The following is a 14,959-nucleotide window of genomic DNA, read 5'->3' as shown; positions in this document are numbered from 1 at the left end:
ATTCGCGCCTCCCATCAAGGCCCGCGGCACAAATGCTGCAACACGAGGCCGGACAGATGACCGCACCGTTCGACCGCTGTCATCAGCACTGTCGCGCCTTGACCCGCAGGGGGCATCCACACATGACGGACACGACCCGCCGTGAACCTGAAAATACGTCTTGGCCAGATTCTGGCCGATCGCTGTAACCTTGTCCATCTGCCAAAGCCCTCCGCTCGTTTGCCGCGACAGCCCCAGAATGCCTGAGGGACGGGTGGGTGGAAGGGCCGTCCACCACATCATCGTCCGCCGCGACGACAGATCGCGATCCTTCGGGGCGGGTCCTTATCCTTGGCCCCGCCCAAAGGCGAAACCGGGGATCGGGGCGATGCCGGGCCAAAAAGTCAGCGGGACCGCCTTGAAACCGGGCCGATCAAGACTTTATGAAATATCAAGTATCTTCCACGGATCCGGCATGCGGTCGCGGGGGGGGCGGCTGACGGTGTCCTTCGTGGAGAGGCTGCGCAAAGCCCGGACATCCCCTCTGTTTCAGACCCGGAAAGGACATCTGCAGGCGCATGATCGAAGAAAACCTGCTGCTGATCCTTGTTGCGCTGCCCTTTGCCGCCGCGCTGGCCGCAAGCACGATGCCCACAAGGGCGCATGATGCGGCGACATGGGTTTCGGGGCTGTTCCTGGCGGCCGGGGCGGTCATCCTGGCGCTGCTGCAGGGGCCGATCCGCGCGGGAGAGGTGGTGCGCAGCCGGCTGGAGTGGGTGCCCTCGCTCGGGCTGGACCTGACCTTCCGAATGGACAGTTTCGTCTGGCTGTTCGTCTCGCTGGTTTTCGGGATCGGCCTTCTGGTGCTGATCTATGCGCGTTACTACCTGTCGCAGGCCGATCCGGTGCCGCGGTTCCATGCCTTCCTGATGGCTTTCACCGGCGCCATGGTCGGCATGCTGCTGTCGGGCAACATCCTGATGCTGGTTGTCTTTTGGGAGCTGACCTCGATCCTGTCCTTTCTTCTGATCGGCTATTGGCATCAGGGACAGGCGGCGCGGGACGGGGCGCGAATGGCCTTGATCGTCACCGGGGCGGGGGGGCTGTGCCTGCTGCTGGCGATGATCCTTCTGGGGCAGATCGTCGGCAGCCACGATCTTGACCGGGTGCTGGCGGCGGGCGATCTGGTGCGGGCGCATCCGCTTTATCCGCTGGTGCTGGGGCTGTTCCTGATCGGCTGTTTCACCAAATCGGCGCAGATGCCGTTTCACTTCTGGCTGCCCGGCGCGATGGCGGCGCCGACGCCGGTTTCCGCCTTCCTGCATTCGGCGACGATGGTGAAGGCGGGGGTGTTCCTGCTCGTGCGCTTCTCGCCGGTGCTGGGGCAGACCGATCTGTGGTTCCATCTGGTGACCGGAACCGGCATGGCGACCCTGGTCCTCGGCGCGTTCTTCGCGATGTTCCGCCATGACCTCAAGGGCTTGCTGGCCTATTCCACGATCAGCCATCTGGGGCTGATCACCGCGCTTGCGGGCATCGGCAGCAAGGGCGCGATTCTGGCCGCGATCTTTCACATCCTCAATCACGCCGTCTTCAAGGCCTCGCTGTTCATGGCGGCGGGGATCATCGACCACGAGACCGGCACCCGCGACATGCGCCGTCTGGGCGGGCTGCGCCACGCGATGCCGGTGACGGCCAGTCTGGCCATTGTCGCCTCGGCCGCGATGGCGGGGGTGCCGCTGCTCAATGGCTTCCTGTCGAAGGAGATGTTCTTCGCCGCGGCGGCGGATTGGCACAATGGCACCTGGCTTGACAATGCGCTGCCCTATTGGGCGGTGCTGGCCGGGGCCTTTGCCGTCGCCTATTCGCTGCGCTTCATCGCCACCGTCTTCTTCGGCCCCGTGGCCACCGACCTGCCGCGTCAACCGCACGAGCCGCCCGCGCTGATGCGCCGCCCGGTCGAGGCGCTGGTGCTGGTCTGCCTTCTTGTCGGCATCCTGCCCGGGATGACCCTGGGTCCGGTGCTGCATCAGGCGGCGGTTTCGGTGCTGGGGCCCGATCTGCCCTATACCGACATCGCGCTTTGGCATGGGCTGACGCTGCCCCTGGCGATGAGTTGCGTCGCGCTGGCGGTGGGTGTCCTGCTTTATGCGGCTTTGGGCGGCCGTATCGCCCGCGGGCCCGAGGGGCCGCCGCTGCTGCACCGGCTGCGGGCGCAAAAGCTGTTCGAGCGGACGATGTTCCTGTTGACCTGGAAACTGCCGCGGCTGGGGCTGCGGCTGTTCGGGACGGACCGGCTGCAACCGCAGTTGCGGCTGATCGTGCTTTTGGCGCTTGCGGCGGGGGCGGCGCCGCTTTGGGGGGTGCTTGCGCCCTCGCCACAGGCGCTGTCGGTGCCGCTCAACCCCGCCTTTGCGGCGATGTGGGCGGTGGGGGCGGCCTGTGCGCTGGGCGCGGCGGCGCTGGCGAAATACCACCGCTTCGCCGCCGTCGTGCTGATGGGCGGCGCCGGGGCGGTGACCTGCCTGACCTTTGCCTGGCTGTCGGCGCCCGATCTGGCGGTGACGCAACTGCTGGTCGAAATCGTCACCACGGTTCTCTTGCTGCTCGGCCTGCGCTGGCTGCCGAAACGGCGCGAGGAAATCGCCGCCGACCGGCTGATGCCCGCACGGCTGCGCCGGGCGCGCGATTTCGTCATTGCGGGCACGGCCGGGGCGGGCCTTGCCGCCGTCGCCTATGTGATGATGAGCTGGCCGCTGATCCCCAATGTCGGCGACTGGTTCCTGCGCAACGCCTATCACGAGGGCGGCGGCACCAATGTCGTCAACGTGATCCTTGTGGATTTCCGCGCCTTCGACACCTTTGGCGAAATCACCGTTCTGGCGATCGTCGGCATCACCGTCTTCGCGCTGCTGCGCCGCTTCCGCCCGGCGCCCGAAAGCACCACTCGCACCGAGGACGAGGCCGGTCTGCGCGATCCGACGCTGGCGCATGCGCTTTTGGTGCCCTCGGTGATCATGCGCTGGATGTTCCCGGTGCTGATCGTGCTGGCGGCGATCCTGTTCTTTCGCGGTCACGACCTGCCGGGCGGCGGCTTTTCCGCCGGGGTGACGGTGTCGATCGCGATCTTGCTGCAATATCTGGGCCATGACCTGCGCTGGGTCGAGGCGCGGCTGACCGTGCTGCCGATCCGCTGGATGGGGGTGGGGCTGTTGATCGCGGGGGGCACGGGGCTGGGCGCCTTTGTCTTCGGCCATCCGTTCCTGACCGCGCATGCGCGCTATGTCGATCTGCCGCTGATCGGAGAGGTTCCGGCGGCGACGGCGCTGATCTTCGATGCCGGGGTCTTTGCGCTGGTGCTGGGCGTCACCGTGCTGATGCTGATCGCGCTGGCGCACCAGTCGCTGCGCATCGCCCGCCTGCGCGAGCGTGACCGTGCCGCGCAAAAGGAAAGGGAGGCCGCGTGATGGAAATCGTTCTTTCCGCCGCGATCGGGATTCTGGCCGCCTCGGGGGTCTGGCTGCTGCTGCGCCCGCGCACGTTTCAGGTGATCGTCGGGCTCTGCCTTCTGTCCTATGCGGTCAACCTGTTCATCTTTGCGATGGGGCGGCTGATGGTGGGCGTGCCGCCGATCATGCCGCGCGGCGGCTTCATCGACCCGACCGCCTATGCCGATCCGCTGCCGCAGGCGCTGGTCCTGACGGCGATCGTCATCGGCTTTGCCGCGACGGCGCTGTTTCTTGTGCTGCTGATCGCGGCACGGGGGCTGACCGGCAATGACCATGTCGACGGCAAGGAGCCCGAAGCATGATCCCCGGCCCCGAGCATCTGATCATCGCGCCGATCCTGATCCCGTTCTTCGCGGCGGCGCTGATGCTGATCTATGACGACCGGCAGCGGCGCGCGAAGCTGGCGATCAGCCTGACCTCGGCGCTGGCGACGCTGATTTGTGCGATCGAGCTTTTGTCGCGCGCCAAGGATTACGGGCCGGGCGGCGCCGAGCTGGGGCTTTACCGGCTGGGCGACTGGGTCGCGCCCTGGGGCATCGTTCTGGTGAACGACCGGCTCTCGGCGCTGATGCTGGTGCTGACCGCGGCGCTGGCGCTGCCCGCGCTGGTCTATGCCGCGGCGGGCTGGCACCGGCAGGGGCCGCATTTCCACAGCCTGTTCCAGTTCCTGCTGATGGGGCTGAACGGCGCCTTCCTGACCGGCGATCTGTTCAACCTCTTCGTTTTCTTCGAACTGCTTCTGGCTGCCTCCTACGGGCTTTTGCTGCATGGCGGCGGGCAGTTGCGGGTGCGCGCGGGGCTGCATTACATCGCCGTCAACCTGACCGGATCGGCGCTGTTCCTGATCGGGGTGAGCCTTGTCTACGGCGCCACCGGATCGCTGAACATGGCGCATCTGGCGACGCTGGTGCCCACCCTGCCCGAGGGGCAGCGGGCGCTGTTGCATGCGGGCGCCGCGGTCATGGGGCTCGCCTTCCTGATCAAGGCCGGGATCTGGCCTTTGTCGTTCTGGCTGCCCACCGCCTATATGGCGGGGGCCGCGCCGGTGGCGGCGATGTTCGCGGTGATGACCAAGGTCGGTCTTTATGTGATCTTGCGGCTGTCCTTCCTGCTGTTCGGCGCCGGGGCAGGGGCCTCGGCCGGGTTCGGCGCGCCGGTGCTGATCGCGGGGGGCATGGCGACGGTGATCTTTGGCGTGATGGGCATTCTGGCGGCGCAGGGGCTGGGGCGGATCGCGGCGCATCTGGTGCTGGTGTCTTCGGGCACGATCCTGACCGCGGCGGGCTTCGTGCTGGCGGGGGCGGACAGCGATCTTCTGGCGGCGGCGCTGTTTTACCTGCTCAATTCGACACTGGCGACCAGTGCGCTGTTCCTGCTGATCGAGCCGATGAGCCGCGAGGAGGGGGGCATTGCCGGGCTGCTGGCGCTGACCGCCGATGCCTACGGCCTTGACGAGCGCGAGGACGACACCGCGCCCGGGGCGGGGCTGGCGATCCCGGGCACGCTGACGGTGCTGGGCCTTGCTTTCGGTGCCTGCGCGCTGGCGCTGGCCGGACTGCCGCCGCTGGCGGGCTTTCTGGGCAAGGTCGGGATGTTGCAGGGGCTTTGGGCGGGCGCGGGGGCGACCGATGCGCTGGCCTGGGCCTTTGCGCTGCTGCTGCTTGGCGCGGGCTTTGCCACGCTGATCGGTCTGGTCCGGGTCGGTGTGCAGACCTTCTGGGCCGCCGATGCGCCGCCGCCCCGGGTTCTGGCGCTGGAGATCGGCCCCGTGGTGGTGCTGATCGGGCTTCTGGTGCTGCTGGCGCTCAAGGCCGAGCCGGTGCTGGGCTACATGCAGGACACCGCCCGCGCGATCCTGACCGTCCCCGCGGAGGCCGCGCCATGACCCGCCTGCTGCCCCACCCGCTGCTGACGCTGGCGCTGGTGCTGATGTGGTTGCTGCTGACCCGGTTTTCGCTGGGCCATCTGCTGCTTGGCTCGGCGGTCGCGGTTCTGGCCGGACAGGCCTTTGCCCGGCTGGAACCGCAGCCGCTCCGGTTGCGCGCGATCTGGCCGCTGGTCGTGCTGGCGGCCCGGGTTTCGGTCGACATCCTGTGGTCGAACGCGGCGGTGGCGCGGCGGATGGTGCGCGATGGCGGCCCGGGCGGGCGTCGTTCCGGCTTTGTCGAGATCGGGCTGCGCCTGCGCGATCCGGTCGGGCTGGCGCTTCTGGCGCTGGTGGTGGCGGCGACGCCGGGCACCGCCTGGATCGACTATGACCCCGAAACGGGGGTGCTGCTCCTGCATGTCTTCGACCTGCAGGACGAAGACGGCCTGCGCGCCGCGATCCGCACCCGCTACGAGGCACCGCTGCTGGAGGCTTTCGGATGACGACCCTGCTTTGGCTTTCCCTGACCTATGCCCAGATCGCGCTGGCGCTGGCGGCCTGTCTGGCGGGGCTGCGCATCGTGCTGGGCCCGCGGGCGCAGGATCGGGTGCTGGCGCTCGAGGCGCTTTACGTCACCACGATGCTGCTGTTCATCGTCACCGGCATGCGCCTGGGCACGCCCTTCCTGTTCGAGGCGGCGCTGGTGATCGCGGTGGCGGGCTTTGTCAGCACCATCTCGGCGGCGAAATTCCTGTTGCGTGGCGAGGTGATCGAATGAGCACGCCCGAAACCCTGCCGTGGTGGATCGCGCTGCCGGTCGCGGCCTTTCTGGTGCTGGGGTCGACCCTGACGCTGCTTGGGGCCATCGGCCTTGTGCGGCTGAAAAGCTTCTACGAGCGGCTGCATGCGCCCGCGCTGGGCACCAGCTGGGGCACGGCGGCGATCCTGATCGCGTCGCTCCTGTCCTGGTCCTGGCTGCAGGATCGGGTCTTCATCCATGAACTGGTGATCGGCCTTTGCGTGATGGCGACGGCGCCGGTGACGATGATGCTGCTGGGCCGCGCCGCCCTGCACCGGGACCGCGCCCATGAGGGCAAGGGCGATACCGGCGGCAAAGCCGGGGGCGAAACCGGCCGCGATCACCCCTGAAGGTTGTTTTGAAAACCTCGAAAGAATCCTTGCAAATCCTGCAAAATCCGCTAGGACAAGAACAGCGAAGTTTTCCTGACCGCACCCTGTCTCCTTCATCGGCTTCAGTCTGCTTTCTCGTCTGACCAAGCCGGGCTGCCGCATTCCGTGGGCAGCAATCCCATGAAGGAGTGATCACGATGGCCAATGGCACCGTGAAATTTTTCAACCAGAACAAAGGTTTCGGCTTCATCGAGCCGGAAGGCGGCGCGCAGGACGTGTTCGTGCACATCTCGGCCGTCGAACGCGCCGGCATCTCGCGCCTGGTCGATGGCGCCAAGGTGACCTTCCAGATCGAATCCGGCCGCGATGGCCGCAAGTCGGCCTGCGATCTGGCGCTGGTCTGATCCGGCGCGCCCCAGTCGATTATCGCGGGGACCAGATGTCGCCATCACGCAAGACTCCGTCTCCCGGCCTGTTCCGGGAGATCCCCCCTGCGCCGCAAACCGCCCATGACAAGACGGCGGCGGCCGCAAAACTGATCATCGAGACCGAAGCCACCCGGCGCGCCGATCGCACCGCGACGCTCAAGGCGGCACGCCTGGCGCGCGACGCCGCGATGCCGCCCGCCGCCGAGGCGTGAGCGGGCCGATGATCGCCCTTGCCGTCCCCGGAGTCCCGGGCATGGCGGAAAGATCCGAATGACGACCTTCCAAACCGCCGCGGGCCGCATGCCCCCGGCCTCCGTCCCGCATCGCCGTCCGGCCCAGACCGGTCTGGACTGGCGGGACTTCTTTGAACGGCTCGGTCAAGGCACGCTGCCGCAAGGCCCGCGACGCCACGACCGCCCGGCGCTGGACCCGATCCGGTCCTTCAACGGGCAGGCCACACGATCCGAAACCCGCTGACGGTGTCGAGGCGGGCTGACGGCCCCGGCCGTCGCCCCGTTTCCGCCCCGCCCCGCAAGGAGACACGAAATGGGCTATTCCACCCCGAAGAAGCAACTGGATCTGAAGGAATTTCTGGCACAACCGGCGACACGGCCGCAGTTTCGCAGCGGCCTGTCCTTCCGCAAGCCCGGCGCCCGGGCCACCGGCAGCACCGCCGTCGTTGCCCCGCGCCCGCAACCGGCAGACGAGCCGCAGAACGCCTGACCGTCAGGGTCCAAGGCGGCGCAGCGCGCGTTCGAGCGCGTCCAGAAAACGCGACCGGTCCGCCTTGGTGAAGCCGCCGCCGCGGCCCTGCAGGAACGGATCGGCGGCGCGCAGATCGGCCATCAGATCGCGGCTGGCCAGCACATTGCCGATGTTTTCGGCGCTCAGCACCGCCCCGTCGGGCTTGAGCACCTGCGCCCCGGCCGCCACGCATTTCGCCGCCAGCGGGATGTCGGCGGTCACCACCACATCGCCCGGCCCGGCGCGTTCGGCGATCCATTTGTCGGCCTCGTCGGGGCCCTGCGCCACGATCACCGATTGCACCAGCGGATTGGCCGAGGGGCGGATGCCGCCATTCGAGACCACCACCATCGGGTGGCGGTGCCGGGTGCCGACGCGTTCGATCTCGGCCTTGACCGGGCAGGCGTCGGCATCGACATAGATCGTCATCGGGCATCCTTTCGGGGCTTGGGCCGGGCAAGGCTGCCCGATGCGGCGGCGCGGCGCAAGGGGGCAACCCGGCGGCGCTCAGGTGCAGATCGGATGCGGCACGATCACCGGCTTGCCGTCGCGCGCCTGCAGGATCTCGGGGGAAATGCGCCAGTGCCGCGTCAGGCGATCGGGGGTCAGCACCGTCTGTGGCGGGCCGTCGGCCAGCAGGCGCCCCTCGGCCAGAAGCAGCACCCGGTCACACCAGCGCAGCGCCAGACCAAGGTCGTGCAGGGCCGCCACGACCGGGGTTCCCGTCTGGGCCGCATGGGCGCGCAACAGCGCCATCACCTCCAGCTGATGGTGCAGATCCAGCGCCGAGGTCGGCTCGTCCAGCAGCAACAGCCCGGGCCGCCGGAACAGCCGCTGCGCGATCAGCACGCGCTGCTGCTGACCGCCCGAAAGCGCCTGCATCGGCCGGTCGGCCAGCGGGGCAAGGCCCAGCCGGGCCAGCAGCGCCTCGGCCTCGGCGATCAGCCGGGGGGCGACACGCAGCCCCAGCGCCTCGCGCCGACCCAGCAAGATGCAGTCGAGCACGCTCAGCCCCGAGCGCACGGCAAAGGCCTGCGGCAGAAAGCCGATTTCGGCGCGCGGCAGATCGCGCGGGCCAAGGCGCAGCCGCACCCGTTCCGGCGCCAGCCCCGCCATCGCCTGCAAGAGCGTGCTCTTGCCCGCGCCATTCGGCCCGACCAGCGCCACCACAGCGCCGGGGGCAAGCTGCAGCGTCGCGGGCTCCAGCACCCGCAGGCCGCCGCGATGCAGGGCGGGAAGGTCGATCGTCAGCATGGCATCGCTCCTTTCAATTGCCCTTGTGGTGCAAGATCACCCCCATCAGCATCGGCAGGCCAGCGACCGCGGTGACGATGCCCACCGGGATCGCCGCGCCCTGCGACAGCATCTTGCCCACGACCGAGGCGGCGATCAGGATCACCCCCCCGGCCAGGGCCGCGACCGGGACGGACAGGCGGTGATCCTCGCCCACCAGGGCCCGGGCCAGATGCGGTGCGATCAGGCCGACAAAGCCGATGGTGCCGGTGAAGCTGACCGCCCCGGCCGTCAGCGCGGCGGCGATCAGGAAGGCACGGCGGCGCAGCGCCGCCACGTCAAGGCCAAGCGCGGCGGCATTGGCCTCGCCCAGCCGCAGCGCCGTCAGCGCCCAGAGATCGCGGGCGACCAGCGGCAGGCAGATCAGCAGGATCGTGCCCGAGACCGCGACCGAAACCCAGCTGGCCTTGAGCAGCGAGCCGAACAGCCAGAACACGATCTGCGCCAGCACCTCGGGCGCGGCCATGAACTGCAGCAGCGATTGCGCCGATTGAAAGAAGAACATCACCGCGATCCCGGCCAGCACCAGGATTTCGGGCGCGCTGCCCTTGATCCGCGCCACCAGCCAGACCAGCGCGGTGGCGCAAAGCGTGGCGGCAAAGGCCGCCGCCGGGGCCAGAAGCCATCCCGGCAGCGGCACCACCACGAGCGAGGACCCCAGAAGCGCCGCCGCCGCGCCAAAACCCGCGGCGGCGGAAAAGCCCAGCGTGAACGGCGAGGCGAGCGGATTGGCAAGGATCGTCTGCATCAACAGCCCCGCCACCCCCAGCGAGGCGCCGACGATCAGCCCCATCAGCAGTTGCGGCAGCCGGATCTGCCACAGGATCGTGGCGGCGGCGCGGTCGGCGCCCTCGGGTCCGGCGGCCAGCGCGGCCCAGACCGCCCCGGGGCGCATCCCCGAGGGGCCGGTCATCAGATCCAGCAGCGCAAGGACGACCAGCGCCAGCGTGGCGGCCAGAACCGCCACGCGCCGCCGTGCCGCCCGGGCCCGCCACCGATCAAGGGCGGGAACGGCAAGCGCGGTCATTGCAGTTTCGTCACGAACGTGCCGTCCGGAACAACCGGCAGCCAGTCCTGGTAATAGGCGCGCAGCTCTGCCGCCGGATCGACATCGGCAAAGGCCTCGGGGTAAAGCGCCTTGGCGATGGTGCGGGCATAGACGAAATCCGACAGCGTGCGGTTGCCGCCGTGATAGATCCCGTAGACCGCGCGGGCTTGCACGGCGGGCAGCGCCTCCCAGCCCGGCCGGGCCGCATAGGCGGCCAGTTTCGGCTGCGCGGCGGCATCGGTTTCGCCAAAGCCCAAGAGCACCGCCTCGGGTTTGTTGCGCCATTCCGAGCCCGCCAGAACGATCACGTCGGGCTGCGCCGCGATCACGTATTCGGGCGAAAGCGGCCCCCAGTTCGCGATCTGCCCGGCGGCGATGTTCTGCCCGCCGACCAGGTCGATCACCCCCGCCCACATGCCCTTGCCATAGGTGTTGCCGACCTCGGCCGGGCCCTTTTGCGCCAGTTCGACATAGATCTTCTTGCCCGAGGGCCCGGCCTTGGCGATGCGCTCCAGCGTGTCTTTCGTCTTCGCCTCGTAAAGCGCGGCCAGGTGTTCGGCCCGTTCGGGCTGGCCCGTCACCGCGCCCAGAATGCGGGTCGACAGCAGGTGGCGCTCCAGCGTCTGGGCGTTGTAGTCGATGGCGACGACGGCGATCCCGGCGTCCTTGATCTGGTTCACCCCGGCCTCTCCGATCGCCGCGGTCTGCCAGCTGGCCAGGATCGCCACATCGGGCTGCGAGGCGATCAGCGCTTCGACCGAAAAGCTGTTGTCATCGGCATTGCCGAAATCGGGCAGCGTTTCGAGGGCGGGGAAAACCGCCCCATAGGCCGCCCATTGGCCGGGCCGCCAGTCGGCCCAGGGCGCGCGCGACAGCGACACCAGCTTTGCTGCCCCCTCGGCCCCGGCCACGGCCAGATAATCCTCGTAGTAAAAGCCCAGCGCGACCTTTTCGGGCAGGCCGTGCAGGGTGACATTGCGGCCATCAAGATCGGTGAGCTTGATGTGCTCATGGGCCGGTGCGGGCAGGGCGACGGCAAGCGACAGGGCGGCGGCGGCAAGGCCGCGCAGGAAAAGGGACATCGGGGTCTCCGAAGCAGGCCGCAGGGGCGGCCGGATTGAGGGGAACGCCCGCGGCGGGCCTGCGGACCCGGGCGGAGGTTCGGCAATCGGACGGGACCGGTCTTGGCAACCGGATCGGGCGGCGCGGCCTGCGGGGCAGGGGCGCGGCGGATCAGGCGATGGCGGGTGGGGCGCGGCTGGCGTGGGCGTGATCGCGCCGGGCCACCGGCGGGCGTTCCGCAACGAGGGCGGGCGGGTCGAAGGCCAGGATCCGGGTGGCGGGGCGCAGGCCGATCCCGGCTTTGGGCAGCAGGCATTGCGCCGTCAGATGGCAGACCGGGCACTTTGCCGTCTGTATCTGCGGGGTTTCGTCGCCGTCATGGCACAGCGCCGCGACCGAGCCGCCCGCCGCGACATAGGATTGCAGCGCGGCCTCGGCCATCGTCGGCATCCGATGCGCGAACCCGATGACCAGAAGCGCGATCGTCAGGCAGGCGATCACGAAGCCGCGGAAGGGATCGGAGAAACGGCGCATCATGCGCCAGAGATGACAGAAACGTGACCGTGCCGCAACGGCGATTGCGTCGATTCGACGCGGCGGTGACGGTCAGCCCGCGGCGGGGGGCTGCGGGCCCTTGCGGCGCAGCGAGTCGATCAGATGGCGCAGCAGTTTCGTGCCGGTCTGATGCAGCGGAAAGGCCTGCCCCGAGCGGTGCCATTCGCCGATCAGCCCGTTCATGAACACCATCTGCGCGATCGCCGCCTCTTGCGGGGTCAGGTCGTCCGACAGCCGCCCCTCGTCGCGGGCGCGTTCCATCAGGCGCAGCAGCAAGCGGTAGATTTCCGCATTCTTCGATTCGCGCCAGGCCGTGGCATCGTCGTTCGGCGAACCCGAGATCAGGATCAGATGCAGCCGCTGCTGCACCGGATCGGATTCCACCATGGCCAGATATTCGGCGCCGGTCACGGCCAGGACCTCCAGTGGATCATCGGGCAACTCCCCCGCCGCCGCGGTTTCGATCCGGCACAGCTGGGGGGATTTGTAGCGCTGATAGATCGCGCTCAGCACATCCGACTTGTCCTTGAAATACCAGTAGAAAGCGCCGCGCGTCGCGCCCGCCTCGCGGGCGATCTGCTCCAGCGTGGTCTGCGCGATGCCGCGCGTGCAGAACAACCGTTCCGCCGCGTCCAGAATGTTCAGTCGCGTCTGTTCCGCATCCGCCTTGCTGCGCCGCATGCCGCTGCCTCCCCGGCGGGCCCGGCCCGCCGCTCCTGCCCGCCCTGTTTCGACCCGCCTTGTTTCGACTTGTGTGATTTCGGTCAAGCCTTCCCTCCGCCTCTTTACAAACAAACGCGCATGTATGTAAATCCGCTTGCAGCGGTCCGGTCGGTCGGGCCCGAAAAGGCGAAGGACAGGGCATGGGGCGGATCGGGCGACGGGGATTTCTTCTGGGGGCGACGGCGGTGCTGGCGGGCTGTGCGCAGGTCGATTATGCGGCCCCCGCGGCCAAGGTTCCGGCCAGCTTCGATGCGCAAGCGCCGGGGCGGGGGGCGGCGGGGCCGTGGTGGTCGGCTTTCCGCGATCCCATGCTCGATCAGCTGATCGCGGCGGGGCGGGCGCGCAATCTGGATGTGCTGCAGGCGGTCGCGGCGATCGAGGCGGCGCGGGCAAGCGTTTCGGCCACCGGCGCCGCGGATCTGCCGCAGCTGACCGGCACGGCCAGCGGCACGCGCGGCAACACCACCGGCGCGGGGGTGCGGGAAACAACCGCGGGCGGGCTTTCGGTGGGCTGGACGGCGGATCTGTTCGGGGCGAACCGGGCGGGCCGCGCGGCGGCCTCGGCGCGGCTTGATGCGGCCTATGCCTCGGCCGATGTGGCGCGGCTGGTGATGGAAGGCGCGATCGCCCAAGCCTATGCAGAGCTGCGCTATCAGCAGGCCTCCATCGCGCTGACGCGCAAGTCTTTGGAAAGCCGCCGCAAAAGTCTGGAATTGACGCGCGCGCAGGTGGAAAGCGGCACCGCGGGGCGGCTGGAGCTGCTGCAGGCCGAACAGCTGGTGGCCGAGGGCGAGGCGCAATTGCCGGGCTATGAAACCGGCTTCGATCAGGCGCTGGTGCGGCTGGCGACGCTGACCGCGCAGCCGGTCTCAAACCTGCGTCCACAGCTGAGCCGGGGCGCCGCCCAGCCGCGGCCGCGCTTCAAAGCCAGCGTCGGCGTGCCCGCCGATGTGCTGCGCGCCCGTCCCGACGTGCGTCTGGCCGAACGCAACTATGCCGCCGCCGTCTATGACATGGGGGTTGCGAAAGCGGCCTTCTATCCGTCGGTCACGCTCTCGGGCTCGGTCACGCCGACGCATCTGCGCGACGCCGGGTCGATCCGCTATTGGGCGGTGGGGCCCGCGATCAACCTGCCGATCTTCACCGGCGGCGCCAATCAGGCGAACCTGCGCGGCGCCGAGGCGCGGGCGCTGCAGGCGAAACTGGCCTGGGAAAAGGCCGTGCTGACGGCGATCGACGAGGTCGAAAGCGCCTTGGCCGCCTATAACCGCGATGGCCGCAACGTTGCGGCGCAGGCGCATCTGGTCGAGACCAGCGCCGAGACGCTGGAGCTGTCGCGCACCAATTACAGTCTGGGCGAGGGCGATTTCATGACCGTCCTCGATGCCGAACGCAGCTATCTGGCGGCGCAACAAAGCCGCGCCGCCGCCGAATGGAGCCGCGCCGCCGATTTCATCACCCTCAGCATCGCCGCCGCGGGCGGGATCCGCTGACCCTTCCCCCTTCAGACAGGTTTGCCATGTCGTTTCCGAAATCCCTTGGGCTTGTGCTTCTGCTGCTGCCCGCCCCGGTCCTTGCGCAGCAGGCGCAGGGCCCGGCCCCCGTCACCACCGTCATCGCCCATGCGCAGGATCTGACGCTGAACGCCCGCCTGCCCGGCCGGATCAAGGCCTCGACCGAGGCGGAGGTGCGCCCGCAGGTCTCGGGCATCCTGCGCGGGCGGCTGTTCGACGAAGGCTCGGTCGTGACCGAGGGTCAGCCGCTCTACAAGATCGAGGATGACAGCTATCTTGCCGCCGTTGCCGCCGCCAGGGCCGCGGTGGCGCAGGCCAAGGCCACCCGCGATCTGGCGGTGCTGGAAGAAAAACGGGCGCTTGACCTCTTTGCGTCGAAGGCGGGATCGGCGCAGAACCGCGATAGCGCGGTGGCGACGCGGGCCGCCGCCGATGCGGCGGTGCAGGCGGCCGAGGCGCAGTTGCAAAGTGCCATGATCGAGCTCGATCGCACCACGATCCGCGCCCCCATCGCCGGGGTGATCGGCCTGACCCAGGCCACGCCCGGCGCGCTGGTGGCCGCGCAGCAGGCAAGCCCCTTGACGACGATCCGGGCGCTTGACCCGGTGCATGTCGATGTGACGCAATCGGCGACCGACATCCTGCGCCTGACCTCGACCGCCGAGGGCCGGGCGATGCGGGCGCTGGGCGAAGCCGGGCTGATCCTGGCCGATGGCTCCGCCTATCCGATCAAGGGCAGGCTCGAGGCCGCCGAGCCGCGGGTGGAACCCACGACCGGCATGGTCACGCTGCGGATGAGCTTCCCGAACCCCGATCACATCCTTTTGCCGGGCATGTATGTCGAGGTGGACCTGCCGCAGGCGCTGGCCAAGGGCGCCTTTGCGCTGCCGCAGGATGTGGTGATGCGCGAGCCCTCGGGCGGGGCCTATGTCTGGGTCGTCGAAGACGGCAAGGTGGCGCAAAAGCCGGTCACGGTGGCGACCGCGCGGGGCTCTGACTGGATCGTGACCGAGGGGCTGGCCGAGGGCGATCAGGTGATTTCCTCGGGCTTCCAGAAGACCGGGCCCGGCGCGCCGGTGACCGTCGTTCCGGCCGAGGGGCAATAA

18 protein-coding genes are annotated in these 14,959 nt (G+C 68.9%); 12 read left to right on the top strand and 6 right to left on the bottom strand.

Annotation, left to right across the window (positions count from 1 at the left end):
* The first annotated feature begins 557 nt into the window (after positions 1-557).
* From ACTTAG_RS15240 to ACTTAG_RS15195, 10 genes are all read left to right on the top strand, one after another.
* Positions 558-3,446: a monovalent cation/H+ antiporter subunit A gene (locus ACTTAG_RS15240; protein ID WP_444463063.1), complete on the top strand. Its 2,889-nt coding sequence runs from the start codon at positions 558-560 to the stop codon at positions 3,444-3,446.
* Positions 3,446-3,790: a Na+/H+ antiporter subunit C gene (locus ACTTAG_RS15235; protein ID WP_444463062.1), complete on the top strand. Its 345-nt coding sequence runs from the start codon at positions 3,446-3,448 to the stop codon at positions 3,788-3,790. The genes ACTTAG_RS15240 and ACTTAG_RS15235 overlap by 1 nt, the downstream gene beginning before the upstream one ends.
* A complete protein-coding gene (locus tag ACTTAG_RS15230; protein ID WP_444463061.1) occupies positions 3,787-5,373 on the top strand; it encodes a monovalent cation/H+ antiporter subunit D in 1,587 nt (528 codons plus the stop codon). The genes ACTTAG_RS15235 and ACTTAG_RS15230 overlap by 4 nt, the downstream gene beginning before the upstream one ends.
* Complete coding sequence (locus ACTTAG_RS15225; protein WP_444463060.1) at positions 5,370-5,858, top strand: Na+/H+ antiporter subunit E; 489 nt, start codon at positions 5,370-5,372, stop codon at positions 5,856-5,858. Before ACTTAG_RS15230 ends, ACTTAG_RS15225 begins: the two co-directional genes overlap by 4 nt.
* Positions 5,855-6,133, top strand: a complete 279-nt coding sequence (locus ACTTAG_RS15220; protein ID WP_444463059.1) for a K+/H+ antiporter subunit F — start codon at positions 5,855-5,857, stop codon at positions 6,131-6,133. Before ACTTAG_RS15225 ends, ACTTAG_RS15220 begins: the two co-directional genes overlap by 4 nt.
* The gene (gene mnhG, locus ACTTAG_RS15215; RefSeq protein WP_444463058.1) at positions 6,130-6,504 is read left to right on the top strand and encodes a monovalent cation/H(+) antiporter subunit G; all 375 of its coding nucleotides are present in this window, start codon (positions 6,130-6,132) and stop codon (positions 6,502-6,504) included. The genes ACTTAG_RS15220 and mnhG overlap by 4 nt, the downstream gene beginning before the upstream one ends.
* A 179-nt stretch (positions 6,505-6,683) precedes the next feature.
* Complete coding sequence (locus ACTTAG_RS15210; RefSeq protein ID WP_013066351.1) at positions 6,684-6,890, top strand: cold-shock protein; 207 nt, start codon at positions 6,684-6,686, stop codon at positions 6,888-6,890.
* 35 nt (positions 6,891-6,925) lie between these two features.
* On the top strand, positions 6,926-7,126 hold the full coding sequence (locus ACTTAG_RS15205; RefSeq protein WP_444463057.1) for a hypothetical protein: 201 nt from the start codon (positions 6,926-6,928) through the stop codon (positions 7,124-7,126).
* 58 nt (positions 7,127-7,184) lie between these two features.
* A complete protein-coding gene (locus ACTTAG_RS15200) occupies positions 7,185-7,391 on the top strand; it encodes a hypothetical protein (protein WP_444463056.1) in 207 nt (68 codons plus the stop codon).
* A gap of 69 nt (positions 7,392-7,460) precedes the next feature.
* On the top strand, positions 7,461-7,637 hold the full coding sequence (locus tag ACTTAG_RS15195; RefSeq protein WP_444463055.1) for a hypothetical protein: 177 nt from the start codon (positions 7,461-7,463) through the stop codon (positions 7,635-7,637).
* 3 nt (positions 7,638-7,640) lie between these two features.
* On the opposite strand, the gene ACTTAG_RS15190 is transcribed toward ACTTAG_RS15195, so the two are convergent.
* From ACTTAG_RS15190 to ACTTAG_RS15165, 6 genes are all read right to left on the bottom strand, one after another.
* A complete protein-coding gene (locus ACTTAG_RS15190; protein WP_444463054.1) occupies positions 7,641-8,087 on the bottom strand; it encodes a YaiI/YqxD family protein in 447 nt (148 codons plus the stop codon).
* A 78-nt stretch (positions 8,088-8,165) separates the two neighbouring features.
* Entirely contained in the window at positions 8,166-8,912 is a 747-nt protein-coding gene (locus ACTTAG_RS15185; RefSeq protein WP_444463053.1) for an ABC transporter ATP-binding protein, read from the bottom strand.
* A 13-nt stretch (positions 8,913-8,925) separates the two neighbouring features.
* Positions 8,926-9,978: a FecCD family ABC transporter permease gene (locus ACTTAG_RS15180; protein ID WP_444463052.1), complete on the bottom strand. Its 1,053-nt coding sequence runs from the start codon at positions 9,976-9,978 to the stop codon at positions 8,926-8,928.
* Positions 9,975-11,081, bottom strand: a complete 1,107-nt coding sequence (locus tag ACTTAG_RS15175; protein WP_444463051.1) for an ABC transporter substrate-binding protein — start codon at positions 11,079-11,081, stop codon at positions 9,975-9,977. The genes ACTTAG_RS15180 and ACTTAG_RS15175 overlap by 4 nt, the downstream gene beginning before the upstream one ends.
* Positions 11,082-11,232: 151 nt before the next feature.
* A complete protein-coding gene (locus tag ACTTAG_RS15170) occupies positions 11,233-11,595 on the bottom strand; it encodes a hypothetical protein (protein WP_444463050.1) in 363 nt (120 codons plus the stop codon).
* A 72-nt stretch (positions 11,596-11,667) separates the two neighbouring features.
* Positions 11,668-12,297 (bottom strand): TetR family transcriptional regulator, encoded by a 630-nt coding sequence (locus tag ACTTAG_RS15165; protein WP_444463049.1) that lies wholly within the window; start codon positions 12,295-12,297, stop codon positions 11,668-11,670.
* Positions 12,298-12,479: 182 nt separating this feature from the next.
* Here ACTTAG_RS15165 and ACTTAG_RS15160 point away from each other — a divergent pair, with 182 nt between their 5' ends.
* Both ACTTAG_RS15160 and ACTTAG_RS15155 read left to right on the top strand, forming a co-directional pair.
* Positions 12,480-13,832 carry an efflux transporter outer membrane subunit gene (locus tag ACTTAG_RS15160; protein ID WP_444463048.1) on the top strand — a complete coding sequence of 451 codons (1,353 nt, stop codon included), beginning with the start codon at positions 12,480-12,482 and terminating at the stop codon, positions 13,830-13,832.
* A 26-nt stretch (positions 13,833-13,858) separates the two neighbouring features.
* On the top strand, positions 13,859-14,959 hold the full coding sequence (locus ACTTAG_RS15155; RefSeq protein WP_444463047.1) for an efflux RND transporter periplasmic adaptor subunit: 1,101 nt from the start codon (positions 13,859-13,861) through the stop codon (positions 14,957-14,959).

It is taken from the genome of Rhodobacter capsulatus (assembly GCF_052363185.1).
In the GTDB taxonomy this organism is placed as follows: domain Bacteria; phylum Pseudomonadota; class Alphaproteobacteria; order Rhodobacterales; family Rhodobacteraceae; genus Rhodobacter; species Rhodobacter capsulatus_E.
Note: the sequence above shows the minus strand (reverse complement) of the source record. Positions and strands in the feature narration are given on the sequence as shown.

Coding starts and splice junctions, on each gene's coding strand:
- ACTTAG_RS15205 (WP_444463057.1), top strand. CDS start 6,926: ATGTCGCCATCACGCAAGACTCCGTCTCCCGGCCTGTTCCGGGAGATC.
- ACTTAG_RS15185 (WP_444463053.1), bottom strand. CDS start 8,912: ATGCTGACGATCGACCTTCCCGCCCTGCATCGCGGCGGCCTGCGGGTG.
- ACTTAG_RS15235 (WP_444463062.1), top strand. CDS start 3,446: ATGGAAATCGTTCTTTCCGCCGCGATCGGGATTCTGGCCGCCTCGGGG.
- ACTTAG_RS15210 (WP_013066351.1), top strand. CDS start 6,684: ATGGCCAATGGCACCGTGAAATTTTTCAACCAGAACAAAGGTTTCGGC.
- ACTTAG_RS15240 (WP_444463063.1), top strand. CDS start 558: ATGATCGAAGAAAACCTGCTGCTGATCCTTGTTGCGCTGCCCTTTGCC.
- ACTTAG_RS15170 (WP_444463050.1), bottom strand. CDS start 11,595: ATGCGCCGTTTCTCCGATCCCTTCCGCGGCTTCGTGATCGCCTGCCTG.
- ACTTAG_RS15165 (WP_444463049.1), bottom strand. CDS start 12,297: ATGCGGCGCAGCAAGGCGGATGCGGAACAGACGCGACTGAACATTCTG.
- ACTTAG_RS15220 (WP_444463059.1), top strand. CDS start 5,855: ATGACGACCCTGCTTTGGCTTTCCCTGACCTATGCCCAGATCGCGCTG.
- ACTTAG_RS15225 (WP_444463060.1), top strand. CDS start 5,370: ATGACCCGCCTGCTGCCCCACCCGCTGCTGACGCTGGCGCTGGTGCTG.
- ACTTAG_RS15155 (WP_444463047.1), top strand. CDS start 13,859: ATGTCGTTTCCGAAATCCCTTGGGCTTGTGCTTCTGCTGCTGCCCGCC.
- mnhG (WP_444463058.1), top strand. CDS start 6,130: ATGAGCACGCCCGAAACCCTGCCGTGGTGGATCGCGCTGCCGGTCGCG.
- ACTTAG_RS15195 (WP_444463055.1), top strand. CDS start 7,461: ATGGGCTATTCCACCCCGAAGAAGCAACTGGATCTGAAGGAATTTCTG.
- ACTTAG_RS15230 (WP_444463061.1), top strand. CDS start 3,787: ATGATCCCCGGCCCCGAGCATCTGATCATCGCGCCGATCCTGATCCCG.
- ACTTAG_RS15200 (WP_444463056.1), top strand. CDS start 7,185: ATGACGACCTTCCAAACCGCCGCGGGCCGCATGCCCCCGGCCTCCGTC.
- ACTTAG_RS15190 (WP_444463054.1), bottom strand. CDS start 8,087: ATGACGATCTATGTCGATGCCGACGCCTGCCCGGTCAAGGCCGAGATC.
- ACTTAG_RS15160 (WP_444463048.1), top strand. CDS start 12,480: ATGGGGCGGATCGGGCGACGGGGATTTCTTCTGGGGGCGACGGCGGTG.
- ACTTAG_RS15175 (WP_444463051.1), bottom strand. CDS start 11,081: ATGTCCCTTTTCCTGCGCGGCCTTGCCGCCGCCGCCCTGTCGCTTGCC.
- ACTTAG_RS15180 (WP_444463052.1), bottom strand. CDS start 9,978: ATGACCGCGCTTGCCGTTCCCGCCCTTGATCGGTGGCGGGCCCGGGCG.